This is a genomic window from Bacillus sp. WC2503 (assembly GCF_052682895.1).
The window spans coordinates 50,685-66,590 of record NZ_JBQYMD010000002.1; the positions used below are offsets into that span (position 1 = coordinate 50,685).

Genomic DNA, 15,906 nt, shown 5'->3' on the forward strand with positions numbered 1-15,906 from the left:
TACTGCAATTTCCCTACCCATTTCTATATTTGTATAAAAATTGCAAATAAATAATATATGATTTTTATAAAAGAATATAGTGATATTTTGTCGTGAGTTGTACTATTTTGATATTTTATAGTAATATTTTGTCGTGAGTTATACCTGACGGCAAATAATTTATGAATCTATAAAGGAATAATGTGAAAATTTATCATTTAACCCAATTAAAAGGAGAAGGTAATGAATAATTCCATCGACATACAACACTTGTGTGATCTCGCACATAAAGCCTTTAATGTACCTGTTCACATTTTATCTACAGACAAAAAAATCTTATATCATTCTATTTCTGATGATGTTTGTAGTCCATTTTATTCTTCTAAAGAAGAACATCTTAGTGACATTTATCAAGGAAATGATCCCGATAACTTCCCACTTTTCAGATGTAACAGTTATCTTGAAAATTTCGTCCTAATTCATATAGCAAATCATGATTGTGTAAAAGGGACTATTATAATCGGTCCCACTATACACCCAAAGAGCTCAGATGATATAGCCTTTAACATCCGGAAAGAATTTAACTCAAGTAATAAAATTGAAGAAAGACTAGCCTACTATCAGTGCCTACCTGAGATTAAAAAAACTACTTTAATTGATATCGGAATCTTATTACATTACATGATTTTCAATGAAAAGTTAGATGTAGATATCGTTTTAGAAAAAAATAAATTGCTAGAGGAAGTTCCCTATAAAATTGTGAAACCTGATTTATATATTTTAAAACGCCGACAAAATAATCCTGAAACTCACAACAGGGCATTTGTACATAATTATTTTTTAGCAATCAAAGAAGGAAATAAAGAAAAATTATTACAATATATGTATGCGATTCCAAAAGAAGGTGATGGGATTATTTTAGCAGCAGATCCACTCAGAAACCAAAAGGTTCTTGGAATTATTGCGATTACTCTAGCTACTCGATATGCGATAGATGGTAACCTTCCATCAGATATTGCTTTTTCTCTTAGTCTTTTGTATATACAAACCATGGAACAACTAGATAACGTAGACTCTGTAAAGCGATTGTCAGGAGACGCTTTACGTACTTTTGCAGATCGTGTGAAAGAATACAATGCGCAAAAGTATTCAAAAACGATTACTGCATGCCTGAATCATATTAGAAAAAATGTTTACAATGAAATATCTCTCAATGAACTCGCTGATCATTTGGCGATTACCCCTACTTATTTATCTAAATTATTTAAAAAAGAAGTGGGAATTCCTTTAAGTGAATATATTCAAAGGGAACGAGTAGAAGAAGCAAAAAAATTATTAACACTAACTACATATCCATTATTAGATATTTGCACTTTGCTTAACTTTCATGACCAAAGTTATTTTATAAAGGTTTTTAAAAAAATTACAAACATGACTCCTAGACAGTATCGTGAAAAATATACCGTAATATAAGCTTGGTATCTGTTTCTGGTGCAAAAACTTTAATATACGTGTAAGTAATCTCTAAAACTTGAGCATACTGTTTCTATTACTCTAGAAATGGTACGTTATTTTGTGAAAATGATGGAGAAACGGGGTTTATCCATTTTTTATACAACTATTATGCGTTGCGTTCATCAGTATGGTTCTGAATTGGACAAATGAATCTGATTTCACCTCAAACCAATGACTCTTGAAGAGTCCATGAAACATATATCAAAGTAAAATGGCAATGGATATATTTATATCATGGTGTTAATTTGAAAGGAAACACAAACCATTTTTTTAAGCAAAACAAGAAACCAGAAGGCTGCAAAGCGCTTTTTCAAGAAAGCTTTGCGGCCTTTTCATGTTTCAATACTTCTTGTTATAACGGATCGATAAGAATCCATCTTATTATCTTCATGTCAAGTATTGAGGTGGTTAGAATGAATTGTATTTCAGAGGTTTTTTTATGACTATATAAAGATGTTTTTGAATAATATGGAAAATTAATTATTTATTAACAGTAATATCGGGAATTATTCCATAAAACTTAATAATATATCATATATTACTTGATATATCCACATTTCATGCAATTATGCATACCTAAATAAAGGTAAAAAAGTATAAGTAATACCATTAAATTATTCTATAAATGTTTTTCTAAAATACAAACTACCCCCCTCTAAATTAATATAGTTATTTTTTTATTGAATATATTAAGTTGTAATCATTATAATTAATACAATAGAATTCATCATTAATTTTATTAGTATAATATCCTTTCACTCATATTAAGTATGTAACAATAAAATTATCAAATATATAAGATGAAATTCTACTATTTACGACAAAATCTTACTATATACGCATCGGAAATTTAATGTTTTAATAAATAACATAACTGGTACGACCACTAAGAAAGGGGCAAATTACACTAAATAGGAGTTTAGTAAAGTTGCAAGTAACATTATGTTGTTTCAAACTTTCTTAATATTCAGTTATTTTAAAAGGTCTCGAATCACAAAAGTATTATATTTGTACAAAATTGGTTTTAAGTTTCTACATAGCAAAAGTGATTTTATTTCGCAATAAAAGTATAAGCAATGTACAGTATAATTTCATCTTTTGTAATTTTGTAGGGATTTTACCGGCAAAACTAGGGGGAAATATTATGAGATCAGTATCAAAAAAAGTCATGGCAGGGTTAGGTGTAGGAGCAATGAGTCTATCTATCTGGGCTCCTTCAAGTCAAGCAGCAGCTCCAGCAAATAATGAATATCATACTATTCATTTGGCAGCTAATACAAACATAGCTTGGGATGTATATAAAGGGTGGCAATCTGATGATGCAGGTATTGTTCTATGGGATGGAGCCCGTGGTGACAATGAACAATTTGTATTTTTCCCACTTGATGGAGGAGCATATGCAATCGTAAATAAAAATAGTGGAAAACCTGTAGGGATTGGTAATGCTTTCATTGGTAGTGATGGTGTTCGTGATTTTTACAATGACAATGATCAGGGGTTGCGACAAACGAGTTGGACTGGTGCCGCTAATGAACAATGGTATTTACGAGACAAGGGAAATAATAATTTTGAAATTGTAAACCAAGGATCTGGGAAAGTTGCATCTTGGGCGGGGGTTCAAAGGTATGGATTTAAAGATTATGTAGATTTGGATGAATCAAATCCTTCTGATAATAATAGGGTATTTCATATTCCAGCTGCACGCAGTACTTTTTCATTACCAACCTTACCAGCTGTAGGAACTAGACCAAATGCTCCAGATTATAATACAAGTGGGACTATTGATCAACAATTACCTCAAACGTCAAATTCTGTTGTTGTTGGGGCATCTTTAATACCATCTATCATGGTCAAGGATAATGGTGCGAGTGATTATACAAAAATACACAATTCACCATATTATGTCTTAGTAAAAGAAGAATATTGGGAGAAAGTACGCTCAGAAATTATTCCTGCTGGTGCCACTAGTAAATATACAGTTAAATCAGGTGTAAGTGAGATAGATCAAAAAAAGATGTCTGATACGCTTGCAATGAGCTTTGGTTCAGACTTGGGATTGAAATTTGGAGAATCATCTCTATCAATTAAATCGAGTGTTTCAAGAACAATACAAACAGAAGTTACTAAAACTTCTACGAATGCAACGGAAGAAACAGAGGAAAAGAGTATTCCAAGTATACCTGGTAAAAACACAGGATTTACAGCATATCAACTGGTAACAAAATATACAGTAAAGAGAACAGACGGTTCAGTTGTTACAGATCCTTCGATTGTAAGAGACAGTAAGCAAACGATAGCAAGAACAATAGCTAAATAAATAAGAAACATATTGCAATATACTTCAACAGTACGTGGACAAGCAAAGTGAAGTGCTGGAGCCCCCTCAAAAAATGAGGGGGTTTCCCTTGTTATAATTATTTGTTTACTTCAAATGATAAAATAAGTATTTCTATTCCAATTACATATTCCCTCCTTGCTATATTTAAAAGGAAGAAATATTTAGATTCGAAAAAAGAGAAACGTCAAGTAACTCCCAAATACACAATAAGGGTTGATTTTAAGTCACTTTTTGTTTGAAAGGACTTTAATGGAACGAATTGAAAAGGAAAGGATGATTTATATGAAGAAAAGGAATAATTTTATGTTCCAAAAACCGATGAAAGTACTTGCTACATCTGTTATTTTGGCAACTACACTATTTACACCTACTTTAACAAATAACTTGACAGTTCAAGCTGAAACGGTTGCCACGCAAACTGAAAATCAGTATGAACAGAGGGAGTTTAAACTTCCAGGTACAGGAGATTACTATGAAGAAGCACAAAGAGAAAGAAGATCATATACAAAATCATATATGCCAACAGGAATCTATGTAAAACCGAATGAACAAGTTACAATTGAAGTATCGGGAACAAAAAAGATTAAAGCAATTATTGGGACAACTGAATATGATAAAGAAGGAGGAAAAGAAATTGACCTTTCTCCTGGTTCTAACACGATCTCCTCTCCGAACGGTGGTTTATTAGGGTTTGATAACTATCAAAAAACAGGAACAGTTACGGTGAAAGTAACACAAGGCGGGAGCCCTGTTCCATTCTTTGAACTAGGGAAACATACGAAAGAAGACTGGATTGCAATGATGGACAAGTACCCAGATGCACATGCTGTACAATTGAAATCAGAAAAAGCAGTACTTACTGTTACGCAGGATAGTGCCAAGCAATATATCGTGGACCAAGATCCTGTTCCTCTATTAAAAAAATATGATGAAATGATTCGAGCACAAGATAAGATATCAGGGTTATCTGAAACAGACCCGAGTCCGTTGCATCGTCCAACTCGTCGCATTTGGGCTTTTGCAGAAAATCCTAACAAAAACACTTGGGGCATGTATGCAAGTACTAATGGAGTATTTTTTACTACTGCTGGTAACGCAATCGAAAGTGCTTTAGATGTTAATAAATTTGGATGGGGACAAATGCATGAAGCAGGACATAAAAGGCAGCAACAGCCATGGACGTGGGATGATCGAAGGGGTACGTGGGAAGTAACTGTTAACCTATATTCTTTAGCTGCACAAAAGCAATTATTCCCGAATCAACCAACACGTTTAGAACAAAATAAGGATTACGATAGAGCCTTTACGTATTTAAAACAAACAGATAAAGAATATAAAAATATTGACGACTTGTTTGTGAAACTTGTTATGCTTTGGCAACTTCAATTAGCATATGGTGAAGATTTTTATCCAAATCTTCACAAACTATATCGAGAGTTACCACAGAATCAAACTAGATTAGATGCTGAAGGTAAAATACAATTATTTATTTACAATACATCGAAAGTAGCGAAACAAAATTTACTTCCATTTTTTGATCAATGGGGGCTGAAAGCATCACAAGAAACGAGACAAAAAGTAGAAGCTTTAAATAATCCAACATTAATTGCCCCTATATGGGAAGCGACGGATGCTAAACCTGTTAAACCACTAGCTGTATTGTCTAAAAAAATAATGAAAGCAAGTGCAAACAGCGAGGAATCATGGCATGATCCAGCTAGGAATGCAATTGATGACAATCCAAACACTATTTGGCATAGCAAATGGAGTACAACAAATCAATATCCATACAACTTAACGTTAGATCTCGATCAGACGAAATCGATTACTCAAGTAGCGTGTCTCCCGCGTCAAGATGGTGGGATTAATGGCCGTATTTTAAACTATAATATTTATACAAGTATGGATGGTAGTAACTATCAAAAAGTAGCTTCTGGAACATGGGAAAATAGTACGACACAAAAATTGGCAACATTCGAACCTGTTTCCGCTAAATATGTAAAAGTGGAAGTAACGAACGGAAAGAATGGATTTGCTTCTATAGCAGAAGTAGATGTTCTAACTGATTCTTCGCCTGTTAAACCATAAGTATTACCAAAACATACAAGGTGTAACTTTTAAATAAAGTTTGATAAAAAAGCTTGCTTGATTAATAATCACAAGCTTTTTTTGTTTCTTGGGTGTTTTTGTCTATCCCCTTGAAAAGAGGGAATAAGAAAAAAGTAACCCAAAATCCTTATTTATAAGGATTTTGGGTTATTTTTAAAAATAGGTTTGTCAAAACATCTAGAATTCTACTGATATGTTTCAAAAGTGATTTGGTTGTAATTTTGAAATGAAAAGACCTATTTTTTGCTATGTCATATAGTACACTTTTTGACATAGCGTATAAATTTAAAATCAATTAAGCTAATTCCCCCTGTTCGGGGGTTTGGGAAAAAATACCCAACCTAGCTTATTTAGAAAGGATAACGTTTTTTAATACCCCATCACAATCAAGCTAAGAAAAGCAAATGCCCCAAAACGATAAAAACGATCAAGATGTAAAGATGGGGGTATTATGATATCTTAACTTGATGGGTGCACGGTTAGGCCCCTTTTATAAACTCATTATTTACCAGACAGGTCTTAACCTCGATGATGTTTTACCCTCATTTGCTTCATAAACTAACTTTGTTAAATCTTCCTTGAGCATTTGCATTCTTTCATCGCCTATGTTTTCAATCCAACGTTGTTCAATTTCAGTTAGTATCTTCTCTTTTGCTTGCACTACTAGCCAACCTTTTTCGGTCAAAACAATAATTTTCCCTCTCTTATCAGTTGGATGAGCTTTGCGCATTACATAACCACTTTTCTCAAGATAATCCACCATTTTACTCACAGCTTGCTTTGTAATTCCTAAATATTCGGCTAGTTCTATACCTGTCGCTCCATTAGGAGTGATGCATTTAAACATAAAACCGTGTATAGGTCTAATATCTCCAAATCCCAATTCACTCAATTTGTCATGTAGTTCATTGATTGATGCGCTAAAGGATAATGACAAAAGTGACGTAAGGTCCAATTCGCTAAATACTGGATGACTCATACATAAAACCTCCTTAAATGAAGTCAATACGATTGACTTCATCTGATTTCTATTGTACTATATGGCATATAGTCAATCAAATTTACTATAATTAGTTATAAGAGAAATAAGGGATCCAACGAAACAAAAATTAATAAATTATGGAGGTTTCTCATGGCCGACATCGTGAAAATTAGAGGAAGTGTGTTTGCCCCGTATGCTTGGTTAGAACATATTAAAGATCCTACAACAGGAAACCTTTTTGAATATACTGGTGATGCACGTGAATTTACACCATATGCTGTAAACACAATGCGGTCAAGATTAGAGCAAGAAGTGATTATTGATTTTTATAAAAAGAAATTTTTTCACATGCAAATGCTTGTATCGTAACTGTGAAAATTACAAATCCAGATGGTTATATCGAGTATAAAAAAGGGCCCGTTCCATGTTGAGATTGAAATCATTTCGAACAGCACCTATATACTAAGTAGTATCGAAGCTATGCATATGGTTAAAAAACCTCTTGAAAACGTTATCAAACATAGTTATAATCTAAGTGGTTAATGATAAACAGTAATTGAATACTTTTCACATAGGATTGTGACTGTTCGGCAGGCAAAACCTAAATTCATACCAAGAATACAATTATGCTGTATTTTTGGTATGAATTTAGGTTTTTTATTTAGGCTAATAAGTAGGTGATGATATATGAAAATCAAAAAAGTATTAAACAATAACGTAGTCTTAGTAGAAAATGATAATAATACAGAAATGATTGTCATGGGTAAAGGTATTGCTTTCCAAAAAAAATCGGGCGAAGATATTGATCCTTCCCAAGTTGATAAAACATTTGTTTTAGAAGCAAAAGGTTTAACAGATAAATTAGCCCATCTTATTAACGAAATTCCATCCGAACATTTGGATTTATCGGATGAAATTATCACCTACGCTAAATCAAAGTTATCTGGAAAAATTGGTGATAATATTTATCTTACCTTAACCGATCATATTAGTTTTTCAATTTCTCGCTTTCAACAAGGTTTCATACTCAAAAACGCGTTACTTTGGGAAGTAAAGAAATTCTATCGCAATGAATATGAAGTTGCCTTACACGCATTACAAATCATTGAAAGGAAAACTGGTTATAAGCTACCTGAAGATGAAGCTGGTTCGATTGCTCTTCACCTCATTAATGCTCAACAAAACCAAAATGATATGGAAGACACGATGAATATGACGAAAATGGTAAATGATGTTCTTACTATCGTTAAATATCATTACGGTTTAGAGCTAGATGAAAATTCAATTAATTATAGTCGCTTTGTTACTCATTTAAGATATTTTGCCTATAGATTGACTCATAATCAATCTGCTATTGAAGGTGAGAAAGAATTATATGAACAAGTAAAGGCAAAATATCCTGAAGCTTATCAATGTACCCAAAAGGTAAAAGCTTATATTGAGTCTACTTATGGTAAAAAACCAAACAAAGATGAAATGCTTTATTTAATGCTTCACATTAACCGTATTACATCACGAGAAAAACATAATAATTGAACCACAGGATTGTGACTGTTCGGCAGGCAAAACCTGGGTTGATTTTTCTTATTCGAGTTCATTATTTCGAATAAGAAAAATCAACTCAGGTTTTTTTATAAAAATAAAATTAAAGGAGTGCTATAAATGAGCTATACAAGCTTAGCTAAAGAAATTCTCCAACATATTGGTGGAGAGAATAACGTCAATAGTTTAGAACATTGTGCTACACGCTTACGCTTTAAAGTAAAAGACAGCAACAAAGTAAATAAAGAAGTATTAGAAAATGTAAAAGGTGTTATTAGTGTTGTTCAAACTGGTGGCCAACAACAAGTAGTAATTGGTAGCCATGTTTCTGATGTATTTAAAGAAATTAATAAAATTGGTAACTTCTCAAAAGATGCTAATGAAACATCTGAAGAAAAAACATCGCTTTCTGGAAAAATATTTGAATTAATTTCTGGTACGTTTACTCCATTACTAGCACCGCTTGCCGGAGCAGGTATGCTGAAGGCTCTTTTAGGCGTATTAGTCATGTTTGATTTGTTATCGGATAAAAGTGGTACGTATGCTATTTTATCTGCCGCTGGTAATGCTATTCTATACTTCTTACCTATTATGATAGGTTTTACTTTAGCTACGAAATTAGGAGCTAACCCATACATGGGTGGTATTATCGGAGCTGCTCTATTAGAACCAAACTTTACAGCTTTATTAGCTAATGGAGATACAAGCTCATTCCTAGGAATACCAGTTATCTTGATAGACTATTCTTCTCAAATCGTACCATCATTTATATCGGTACTTATTTACGCTCAGTTAGAGAAATTCTTGAAAAAAGTTATATACAAAGATTTACAAATGTTTTTAGTACCAATGCTTTCATTAATGATTATCGTACCATTAGCTGCTATCGCATTCGGTCCTTTTGGAACCTATGTAGGTAAAATGGTTGCTACAGGAATTAATTTCTTAAGTGAACATAGCGGACTATTAACTGGGGCTGTTGTTGGTGGTACCATGGTTTTCCTTATTATGTTTGGATTACATTGGGCTCTTGTTCCAATGAGTATCGAAAACTTAATGAACGGTGGAGACCCAATCGACCCAATGTGGGCTGCAAGTACATTCGCTCAAACGGGTATCGCACTAGGTATCTTTTTAAAGACAAAAAATAAAGAAACAAAATCTCTTGCTGGTTCAACAGCATTAACAGGGATACTTGCAGGTGTAACAGAACCAATTCTATACGGATTAATTGCAACTCATAAACGTACATTAAAATATGTTGTTATTGTCGGAGCGATTGGTGGTGCTTTCATTGGGGCATTTAAAGCTGAAAACAATGCCTTTGCCCTTCATTCTATATTTACACTAAGTGGTACAACAACACCATGGCTTCCATACTTCTTAATGATTATCATGACAGTAGGGGGAGCAGCAGCCTTAACATATTTCTTAGGTTACGAGAATAAAGAGGAACTACAAAATAAAGAAACATCTAAAGAAGCTGGTGCAACGGTTGTAAAAAAAGAAGGAATTGTAAGTCCTTTAACAGGAACCATTACTCCTTTAAACCAAGTAAAAGATGCTGTATTTGCATCTGAGGCAATGGGAAAAGGGATTGCGATTGAGCCAACTGTTGGTGAAGTCCATTCACCAGTAAACGGTGTCATTACAACGATCTTCCCTACTGGACATGCTGTTGGTATTACATCAGATGATGGAGCAGAAATTCTTATTCATATTGGCATTGATACGGTTCAATTAGAAGGAAAATATTTCAATGCACATGTGAAAACGGGTGACAAAGTAAGAAAAGGACAACATTTAATCGACTTTGATATAGAAAAGATTAAAGAGGCTGGCTACCTTGTAACAACACCTGTAATTATTACAAATACTGCACAATATACGGATATCATTGAAACAAATAAAGAACAAATTACTAAAAATGAAGATTTACTAACTCTAATATTTTAATAACATCTAGCTGATTGGGGATAAACTATACTTATTCCCAATTGGTTGAACATATTTTGGAGGGACACATAATGTTGAATAACTTCTCAAAACCGTTTCCAAAAGACTTTTTATGGGGTGGTGCAACGGCAGCAAACCAAATAGAAGGTGCATACCAAGAAAAAGGAAAAGGCCTTTCTACAGCAGACGTATTACCACATGGTGTTTTTAGCCCGCAAGATTATTCAATGGAAGGCTATTATCCTTACCACACTGCAATTGATTTTTATCACAACTATAAAGAAGATATCGCCTTGTTTGCTGAAATGGGCTTTAAATGCTTCCGTATGAGTATTGCATGGACTCGTATTTTCCCAAATGGTGACGAATTAGAACCAAATGAGGAAGGTTTAAAATTTTACGATGACATATTTTCTGAATTGGCAAAATACAACATTCAGCCTATTGTTACCATTTCTCACTATGAAATGCCACTCGCTTTAGTGAAAAATTATGGTGGTTGGAAAAACCGTAAACTTATAGAATTTTATGAGCGCTTTGCTAGAACTCTTTTTACTCGCTACAAAGATCAAGTAAAATATTGGATGACATTTAATGAAATTAATTTTGTTATCCATGCCCCATTTACTGGCGGTGGACTTGAGTTTGAGGAAGGAGAAAATGTAAAACACACACAATATCAAGCGGCTCATCACCAATTTGTTGCCAGTGCTCTGGCAGTAAAAGCAGGTCATGAGCTTATTCCAGATAGCAAAATTGGTTGTATGCTTGCCTATGCTCCAACTTATCCTTATTCTTGTAATCCAGAAGATGTGTGGACAGCCATGATGTTAGATCGTGAAACAGTGTTTTTCACAGATGTACAAGTACGTGGATACTATCCTTCCTATACGGAGCGCTACTTTGCTGAACATAATATTACAATTAAAGTGGAGCCTAGTGATGAAGAAATTCTTCGTACTCATAAAGTAGACTATTTAGGCTTCAGTTATTATAACAGCGGTACGGCCTCTGCAACTCCTGAAGAACATAAGGCTTCTGATGGTAACTTACAATTAGGAGGCGTAGAAAACCCATACTTAGAAGCATCTGAATGGGGATGGGAAATCGATCCGAAAGGCCTTCGAATTGCTTTAAATACGTTATACGACCGTTACCAAATCCCTTTATTTATCGTTGAAAATGGTTTTGGTGCTGTTGATATTTTAGAAAATGAGTCTGTAAATGATGATTACCGTATTAGCTATTTCCGTGATCATATTGCTGAAATAAAGGAAGCTATCGCTGATGGTGTGGACTTAATCGGTTATACTACATGGGGGCCTATTGACCTTGTAAGTGCTTCTACTGCTGAAATGAAAAAACGTTACGGCTTTATCTATGTAGATAAGGATAACGGAGGTAATGGAACATTAAAACGTTACAAAAAGAAAAGTTTCAATTGGTACAAGCAAGTCATTGCTTCTAATGGTGAAGATTTAAATTAAGAATGTATAAAGGATGGTCGTAATTAAAGATTGATTACGATCATCCTTTTATATTTTGTATCTTTAGGGGTCCTACCACACATCCATCAACTTAAGGTATATTTTTATACAAAATGCGGTCTTTCCATATAGTTTTTTATTATCTTTTATAGATTTTATAAAAGTAGGCATATCAAATAAACCCTGACGGGTTTTAATTTTTTTACTATGCTACCTGATGAGTAGAAGTGGTATACTCATAAATAACACCCAAAATATCAAAGACTGTCTTTTTCTCGTATCGATGAGATTTTCGTCCGTTGTGCTGTAGGAGGTTAAACAGACGAAGGAGAACCTTTGATAGCTCTTGGGTGTTTTTGTGTAATGCTTGATGAAAAAGTAAAAAATAATCCTTAATTATGTACATCGCTTTATATTCACTTAGCTCTTTCTGTTTCTTACGTAACAGGAGTTCTCGCATTTTAAACATAGTAGAAGAACATAATAGAATACTAATGAGTTGCCCATAAAGGTGACATTCTAATCGTTCTTGTTTAATAGATTTACAACGATGAATTTGAAACCAAGATTTCCATATTTTAAATAACAGCTCAATTTGCCAACGCAGTGAATATAGATCATAAATTTTCTCTTTTGGTACCCATTCCGTAGGAATGTTTGTCATATATACCGTAATACCTTGTAAAAGTTTTGTACGCTCTGTATATGTAATTCCTTTTTTCTTTTCGCGAATAGCTCGATCACGTAGACGTTTCTGTTTTTGCTCCTCGGTACATCTATAAACTACAATTCGAGTAGGAAGTTTGTCTTTACTCCCTACATATACATCATGTAATTCATACACTTGGCCAGGTTGTAATTGTTTCATGATGTCTTCCAAATGAATCTGTATATATACCGGTCTCAATTGAGCAGGTTTTGTTTTAAATACCACTGTTTCGAATTCTTTTCTATATATTTTAGTTGGTAACTTAAGACGTGATAAATAATATCCTTGCTTATCCTGAATAGACTTAAAGTCTTGTAAACGAAAATATCCTAAATCACGAATATATAGTTCATTCTTTTGTGCCATGTCTGTTCGAGTCGCACTATATGCCTGATCACTTCGTTTTCCTGGTTCAATTTCCACATCAGAAAATTCTCCACTCAACAAATCATACTCTAGTTGAATTTTCACACCAGCTTTATGACTACATCCTCCGGCACCAGGATAAGTAGTTGCGAATCGATCTGGAACTTGGAAGGTTGTAGAATCAAGAACGAGAATCCGCTCAAAATAAGCAGAAAGAGAATTAGAAATCTTAGATACTCCTCCAATTTTAGCTTGTAGAAGTGTAGTAAATACAGTTCGAAAGAAGGCTACAGAAGCCGAATTAAATCGTCGATTAAGTCCCTCCGGACTTAATAAAATTCCTGTTGAAGTTTCTAATTGACTACAAAGTTGAGTAAGAGAGGTAGTAGCGATTTGTTGATTTAACCATACACACAAAGATAAGAAATGGTGCCCGTGGCACTTGCGTTTTCGTTTCATCCCGCCTGCTTCTATAGCTAGTTGATTAAGTGTAGCGGGAGACATATATCGATATAACTCTTCAGCAAATAAAGATAACTCTTGTTTTTGGTGCATATTCATAAAAAGCACGTCACCCTTTCTCATTAACATAAGAGAATAGTAACGTGCTTTTAGCTTCAAAAATAGTCTAAATCCTTAAGTTGATGGATGTGGGGTAGCACCACATGCCCATCAACCTAAGAAAAGCAAATACCCCCAAAACGAGAAAATTGACATCTCGAGATGAAAATGTACAATTTTTTTGTTTTAGGGATGCTTTAAAATATTAGCTTGATAGCAATGGGGTGTAACCCCATATAGAAGAAACTTATTCTATATGGAAAAGTGAAGGAATAACAGCTATCATGTTTATGCAAATGTTGGAGCTAAAGAAAAACACGGTTTATAAAATAATGAAGGAATATAAAGAAATAAAGTAGCATCTCTGCTATGAAAAATCCTACTTTTTCTATACTTGTAAGAATCTTTGATTTTTTGCATCAGAATAGTATTATGTATATCGAAAAAAATAAAAGACAACTCCAATTAAGAGTTGTCTTTTTGTGCAATAAAATTCCCAAAATATGAAGATATACAAACGAATATAATACGTTATAGTTGATATTATAACAAAAATAAATAGGATTGCGAATAAAAAGAATATTATATTTTTTTGGGTATAGTTAAAAATCTCTTAAAATAAACCTTTTATAAAGGTTTATTTTAAATATGATTATTGTATTTGAGGGGCTCCTTATAAATCTTAGCTATATATTTTACAAAATCAATGACGGGATAGTGTATGAGTGAACGATGCTGCGCAAAACTGACCCCTTCTTTTTCCATTTCTGAAATAATTTGTTCGATTTCCAACTCTTTTTGTTGTATTCTATTATAATTTTGATATACAATGTTTTTCCATTTATAAGAAGAACCGTGAAAATAACCTTCTCCTTTTACCATATGGCTGAATATTATTTCTATTTTTTCTCTGCGTTGTTTTTCCTTCATATGCGCTTCCGTTGACTCCATGTTTATCGCCTCTTTCCTTTGTGTGATAAATTCGGTCTAACTTAGCCAATGTATATTAATCTTGTTGGGAATTGTCGTTTAAGGCTATCTCATCAACTGTATTTGTTTTTCAAGCGCTAAATGGATTTTACATCTAAATAAGTTGATAGTGTGTATAAAATACTATCAATCTTTATTATAAAACGATTCTTTATAGGCTTGCACCTTTTTACACTCACCAAGATTTAAAACATGACGAGTATCTTCATCCATGAATGTTATCCTCAGTATCCCTTTTTATATGAAAAAATTATATAAAAAAATAGCGCTCTTAAAGAATTTTGTTACAAATTTATTATGTTTGACTTTAAAAAAGGAACGTAATATTTATTTGTAGAAAATTTCAAGAGTAAATATAGAATGACTATTTATATGATAAGAAAAGGGGGCACTTATATGCTAACAAATGATTTAGATTTACGATTAGAACCACGTTTAAAAGAACTGTATGAACAACATAAAATAAGAGCACAGAAGATAGACTGGGGTTATCATGAGTTTTTACCATGGGATAAGGGAATGGACTTTAAAAGAGTTCCTTGGGATGAAAGTCAAGTTACTCTTCCATCTGGTATAATTACAGCCATTGAAACAGCTTTATTAACAGAAGTGAATTTACCATGGTTTACAACGTATTTATCTGCGACTTTTAAAGGTTCCCTTTCTGTTATTACAGACTTTATTCACACATGGACTTCAGAAGAGGATCAACATTCGAATTCATTGGAGACATATTTACTACTCACTCGAAGTGTGAACCCTAAACGAATACATGAATTAAGAAAGTCAGTCGTTGAGGGTGGATTTGAGCCAGATTTTCATACACCAATCGAAGCCATGACGTATACGACGCTACAAGAACTTGCAACGATGGTGTTTTACAATAATGTAGCTAAGGTTGCAAGTAAGCATGATCCAGATCTTGCTACATTATTACGCCGTCTCGCCAAAGATGAGACTCTTCATTATGCGTTTTATCGAGACGTCATTCGAACACATTTGGAATTAGAACCTAATTATTGCTACCATATTGCCAATGTGATTAAGAATTTTAAAATGCCAGGTGCCGTCATGCCTGATTTTGAAAATAGAATGGCTGTGATTGCAAAAGAAGCAAACTATGGACCACTACAATATTTTGATCAAGTACTTGATGTAGTGGTTGAGTATTGGGGGTTAAAAGACTTACGACCAATTGCCCCTCTAGCAGAAAAAGCAAGAATTGAGATTTTGGAGTACCATATAAGATTGAAAAAAATACGGGATCGATTTGGCCGGTTTCAAGGGAAAACTGATCTACGTTAATGAGTATGGATTTAAGAATATAAGTGGGGAAATTCCCTTACCTTTATGGGAAATCTGACACAATCCC

10 protein-coding genes and 4 pseudogenes are annotated in these 15,906 nt (G+C 33.5%); 11 read left to right on the forward strand and 3 right to left on the reverse strand.

Features of this window, described 5'->3' with window-relative positions:
* Positions 1-222: 222 nt before the first annotated feature.
* The 4 genes and pseudogenes from ACUN26_RS27585 to ACUN26_RS27600 all read left to right on the forward strand — a co-directional run bounded on the left by ACUN26_RS27585 (position 223) and on the right by ACUN26_RS27600 (position 5,920).
* Positions 223-1,452 carry a helix-turn-helix domain-containing protein gene (locus tag ACUN26_RS27585; protein ID WP_001065619.1) on the forward strand — a complete coding sequence of 410 codons (1,230 nt, stop codon included), beginning with the start codon at positions 223-225 and terminating at the stop codon, positions 1,450-1,452.
* A gap of 93 nt (positions 1,453-1,545) precedes the next feature.
* A pseudogene (locus ACUN26_RS27590) lies at positions 1,546-1,876 on the forward strand (DDE-type integrase/transposase/recombinase); the annotation flags it as partial.
* A gap of 762 nt (positions 1,877-2,638) precedes the next feature.
* Positions 2,639-3,811: an RICIN domain-containing protein gene (locus ACUN26_RS27595; RefSeq protein WP_001258160.1), complete on the forward strand. Its 1,173-nt coding sequence runs from the start codon at positions 2,639-2,641 to the stop codon at positions 3,809-3,811.
* 270 nt (positions 3,812-4,081) lie between these two features.
* Positions 4,082-5,920 (forward strand): M60 family metallopeptidase, encoded by a 1,839-nt coding sequence (locus ACUN26_RS27600; protein WP_000439572.1) that lies wholly within the window; start codon positions 4,082-4,084, stop codon positions 5,918-5,920.
* Between the two features lie 526 nt (positions 5,921-6,446).
* Here the strand turns inward: ACUN26_RS27600 and ACUN26_RS27605 are convergent.
* On the reverse strand, positions 6,447-6,920 hold the full coding sequence (locus ACUN26_RS27605; protein ID WP_000019315.1) for a MarR family winged helix-turn-helix transcriptional regulator: 474 nt from the start codon (positions 6,918-6,920) through the stop codon (positions 6,447-6,449).
* Between the two features lie 153 nt (positions 6,921-7,073).
* Between ACUN26_RS27605 and ACUN26_RS27610 the strand changes: the two are divergent.
* The 5 genes and pseudogenes from ACUN26_RS27610 to ACUN26_RS27630 all read left to right on the forward strand — a co-directional run.
* Positions 7,074-7,339, forward strand: a pseudogene (locus ACUN26_RS27610) (DUF3238 domain-containing protein); the annotation flags it as partial.
* Positions 7,333-7,466, forward strand: a pseudogene (locus ACUN26_RS27615) (IS6 family transposase); the annotation flags it as partial. The pseudogenes ACUN26_RS27610 and ACUN26_RS27615, both read left to right, overlap by 7 nt.
* A gap of 144 nt (positions 7,467-7,610) precedes the next feature.
* Complete coding sequence (gene licT, locus ACUN26_RS27620; protein ID WP_000694490.1) at positions 7,611-8,459, forward strand: BglG family transcription antiterminator LicT; 849 nt, start codon at positions 7,611-7,613, stop codon at positions 8,457-8,459.
* 126 nt (positions 8,460-8,585) lie between these two features.
* A complete protein-coding gene (locus ACUN26_RS27625) occupies positions 8,586-10,421 on the forward strand; it encodes a beta-glucoside-specific PTS transporter subunit IIABC (RefSeq protein WP_000122701.1) in 1,836 nt (611 codons plus the stop codon).
* 71 nt (positions 10,422-10,492) lie between these two features.
* Positions 10,493-11,908: a 6-phospho-beta-glucosidase gene (locus tag ACUN26_RS27630; RefSeq protein WP_000933780.1), complete on the forward strand. Its 1,416-nt coding sequence runs from the start codon at positions 10,493-10,495 to the stop codon at positions 11,906-11,908.
* A 205-nt stretch (positions 11,909-12,113) separates the two neighbouring features.
* On the opposite strand, the gene ACUN26_RS27635 is transcribed toward ACUN26_RS27630, so the two are convergent.
* Entirely contained in the window at positions 12,114-13,544 is a 1,431-nt protein-coding gene (locus ACUN26_RS27635; RefSeq protein WP_001055918.1) for an IS4 family transposase, read from the reverse strand.
* Positions 13,545-13,780: 236 nt separating this feature from the next.
* Between ACUN26_RS27635 and ACUN26_RS27640 the strand changes: the two are divergent.
* Positions 13,781-13,903 (forward strand): annotated as a pseudogene (locus ACUN26_RS27640) (recombinase family protein); the annotation flags it as partial.
* A gap of 283 nt (positions 13,904-14,186) precedes the next feature.
* On the opposite strand, the gene ACUN26_RS27645 reads toward ACUN26_RS27640, so the two are convergent.
* Positions 14,187-14,495: a hypothetical protein gene (locus ACUN26_RS27645; RefSeq protein ID WP_000446158.1), complete on the reverse strand. Its 309-nt coding sequence runs from the start codon at positions 14,493-14,495 to the stop codon at positions 14,187-14,189.
* Positions 14,496-14,930: 435 nt separating this feature from the next.
* Between ACUN26_RS27645 and ACUN26_RS27650 the strand changes: the two genes are divergently transcribed.
* Positions 14,931-15,839 carry an acyl-ACP desaturase gene (locus tag ACUN26_RS27650; protein ID WP_000957115.1) on the forward strand — a complete coding sequence of 303 codons (909 nt, stop codon included), beginning with the start codon at positions 14,931-14,933 and terminating at the stop codon, positions 15,837-15,839.
* The last annotated feature ends 67 nt before the right edge of the window (positions 15,840-15,906 follow it).

Coding starts and splice junctions, on each gene's coding strand:
- ACUN26_RS27585 (WP_001065619.1), top strand. CDS start 223: ATGAATAATTCCATCGACATACAACACTTGTGTGATCTCGCACATAAA.
- ACUN26_RS27595 (WP_001258160.1), top strand. CDS start 2,639: ATGAGATCAGTATCAAAAAAAGTCATGGCAGGGTTAGGTGTAGGAGCA.
- ACUN26_RS27600 (WP_000439572.1), top strand. CDS start 4,082: ATGGAACGAATTGAAAAGGAAAGGATGATTTATATGAAGAAAAGGAAT.
- ACUN26_RS27605 (WP_000019315.1), bottom strand. CDS start 6,920: ATGAGTCATCCAGTATTTAGCGAATTGGACCTTACGTCACTTTTGTCA.
- licT (WP_000694490.1), top strand. CDS start 7,611: ATGAAAATCAAAAAAGTATTAAACAATAACGTAGTCTTAGTAGAAAAT.
- ACUN26_RS27625 (WP_000122701.1), top strand. CDS start 8,586: ATGAGCTATACAAGCTTAGCTAAAGAAATTCTCCAACATATTGGTGGA.
- ACUN26_RS27630 (WP_000933780.1), top strand. CDS start 10,493: ATGTTGAATAACTTCTCAAAACCGTTTCCAAAAGACTTTTTATGGGGT.
- ACUN26_RS27635 (WP_001055918.1), bottom strand. CDS start 13,544: ATGAATATGCACCAAAAACAAGAGTTATCTTTATTTGCTGAAGAGTTA.
- ACUN26_RS27645 (WP_000446158.1), bottom strand. CDS start 14,495: ATGGAGTCAACGGAAGCGCATATGAAGGAAAAACAACGCAGAGAAAAA.
- ACUN26_RS27650 (WP_000957115.1), top strand. CDS start 14,931: ATGCTAACAAATGATTTAGATTTACGATTAGAACCACGTTTAAAAGAA.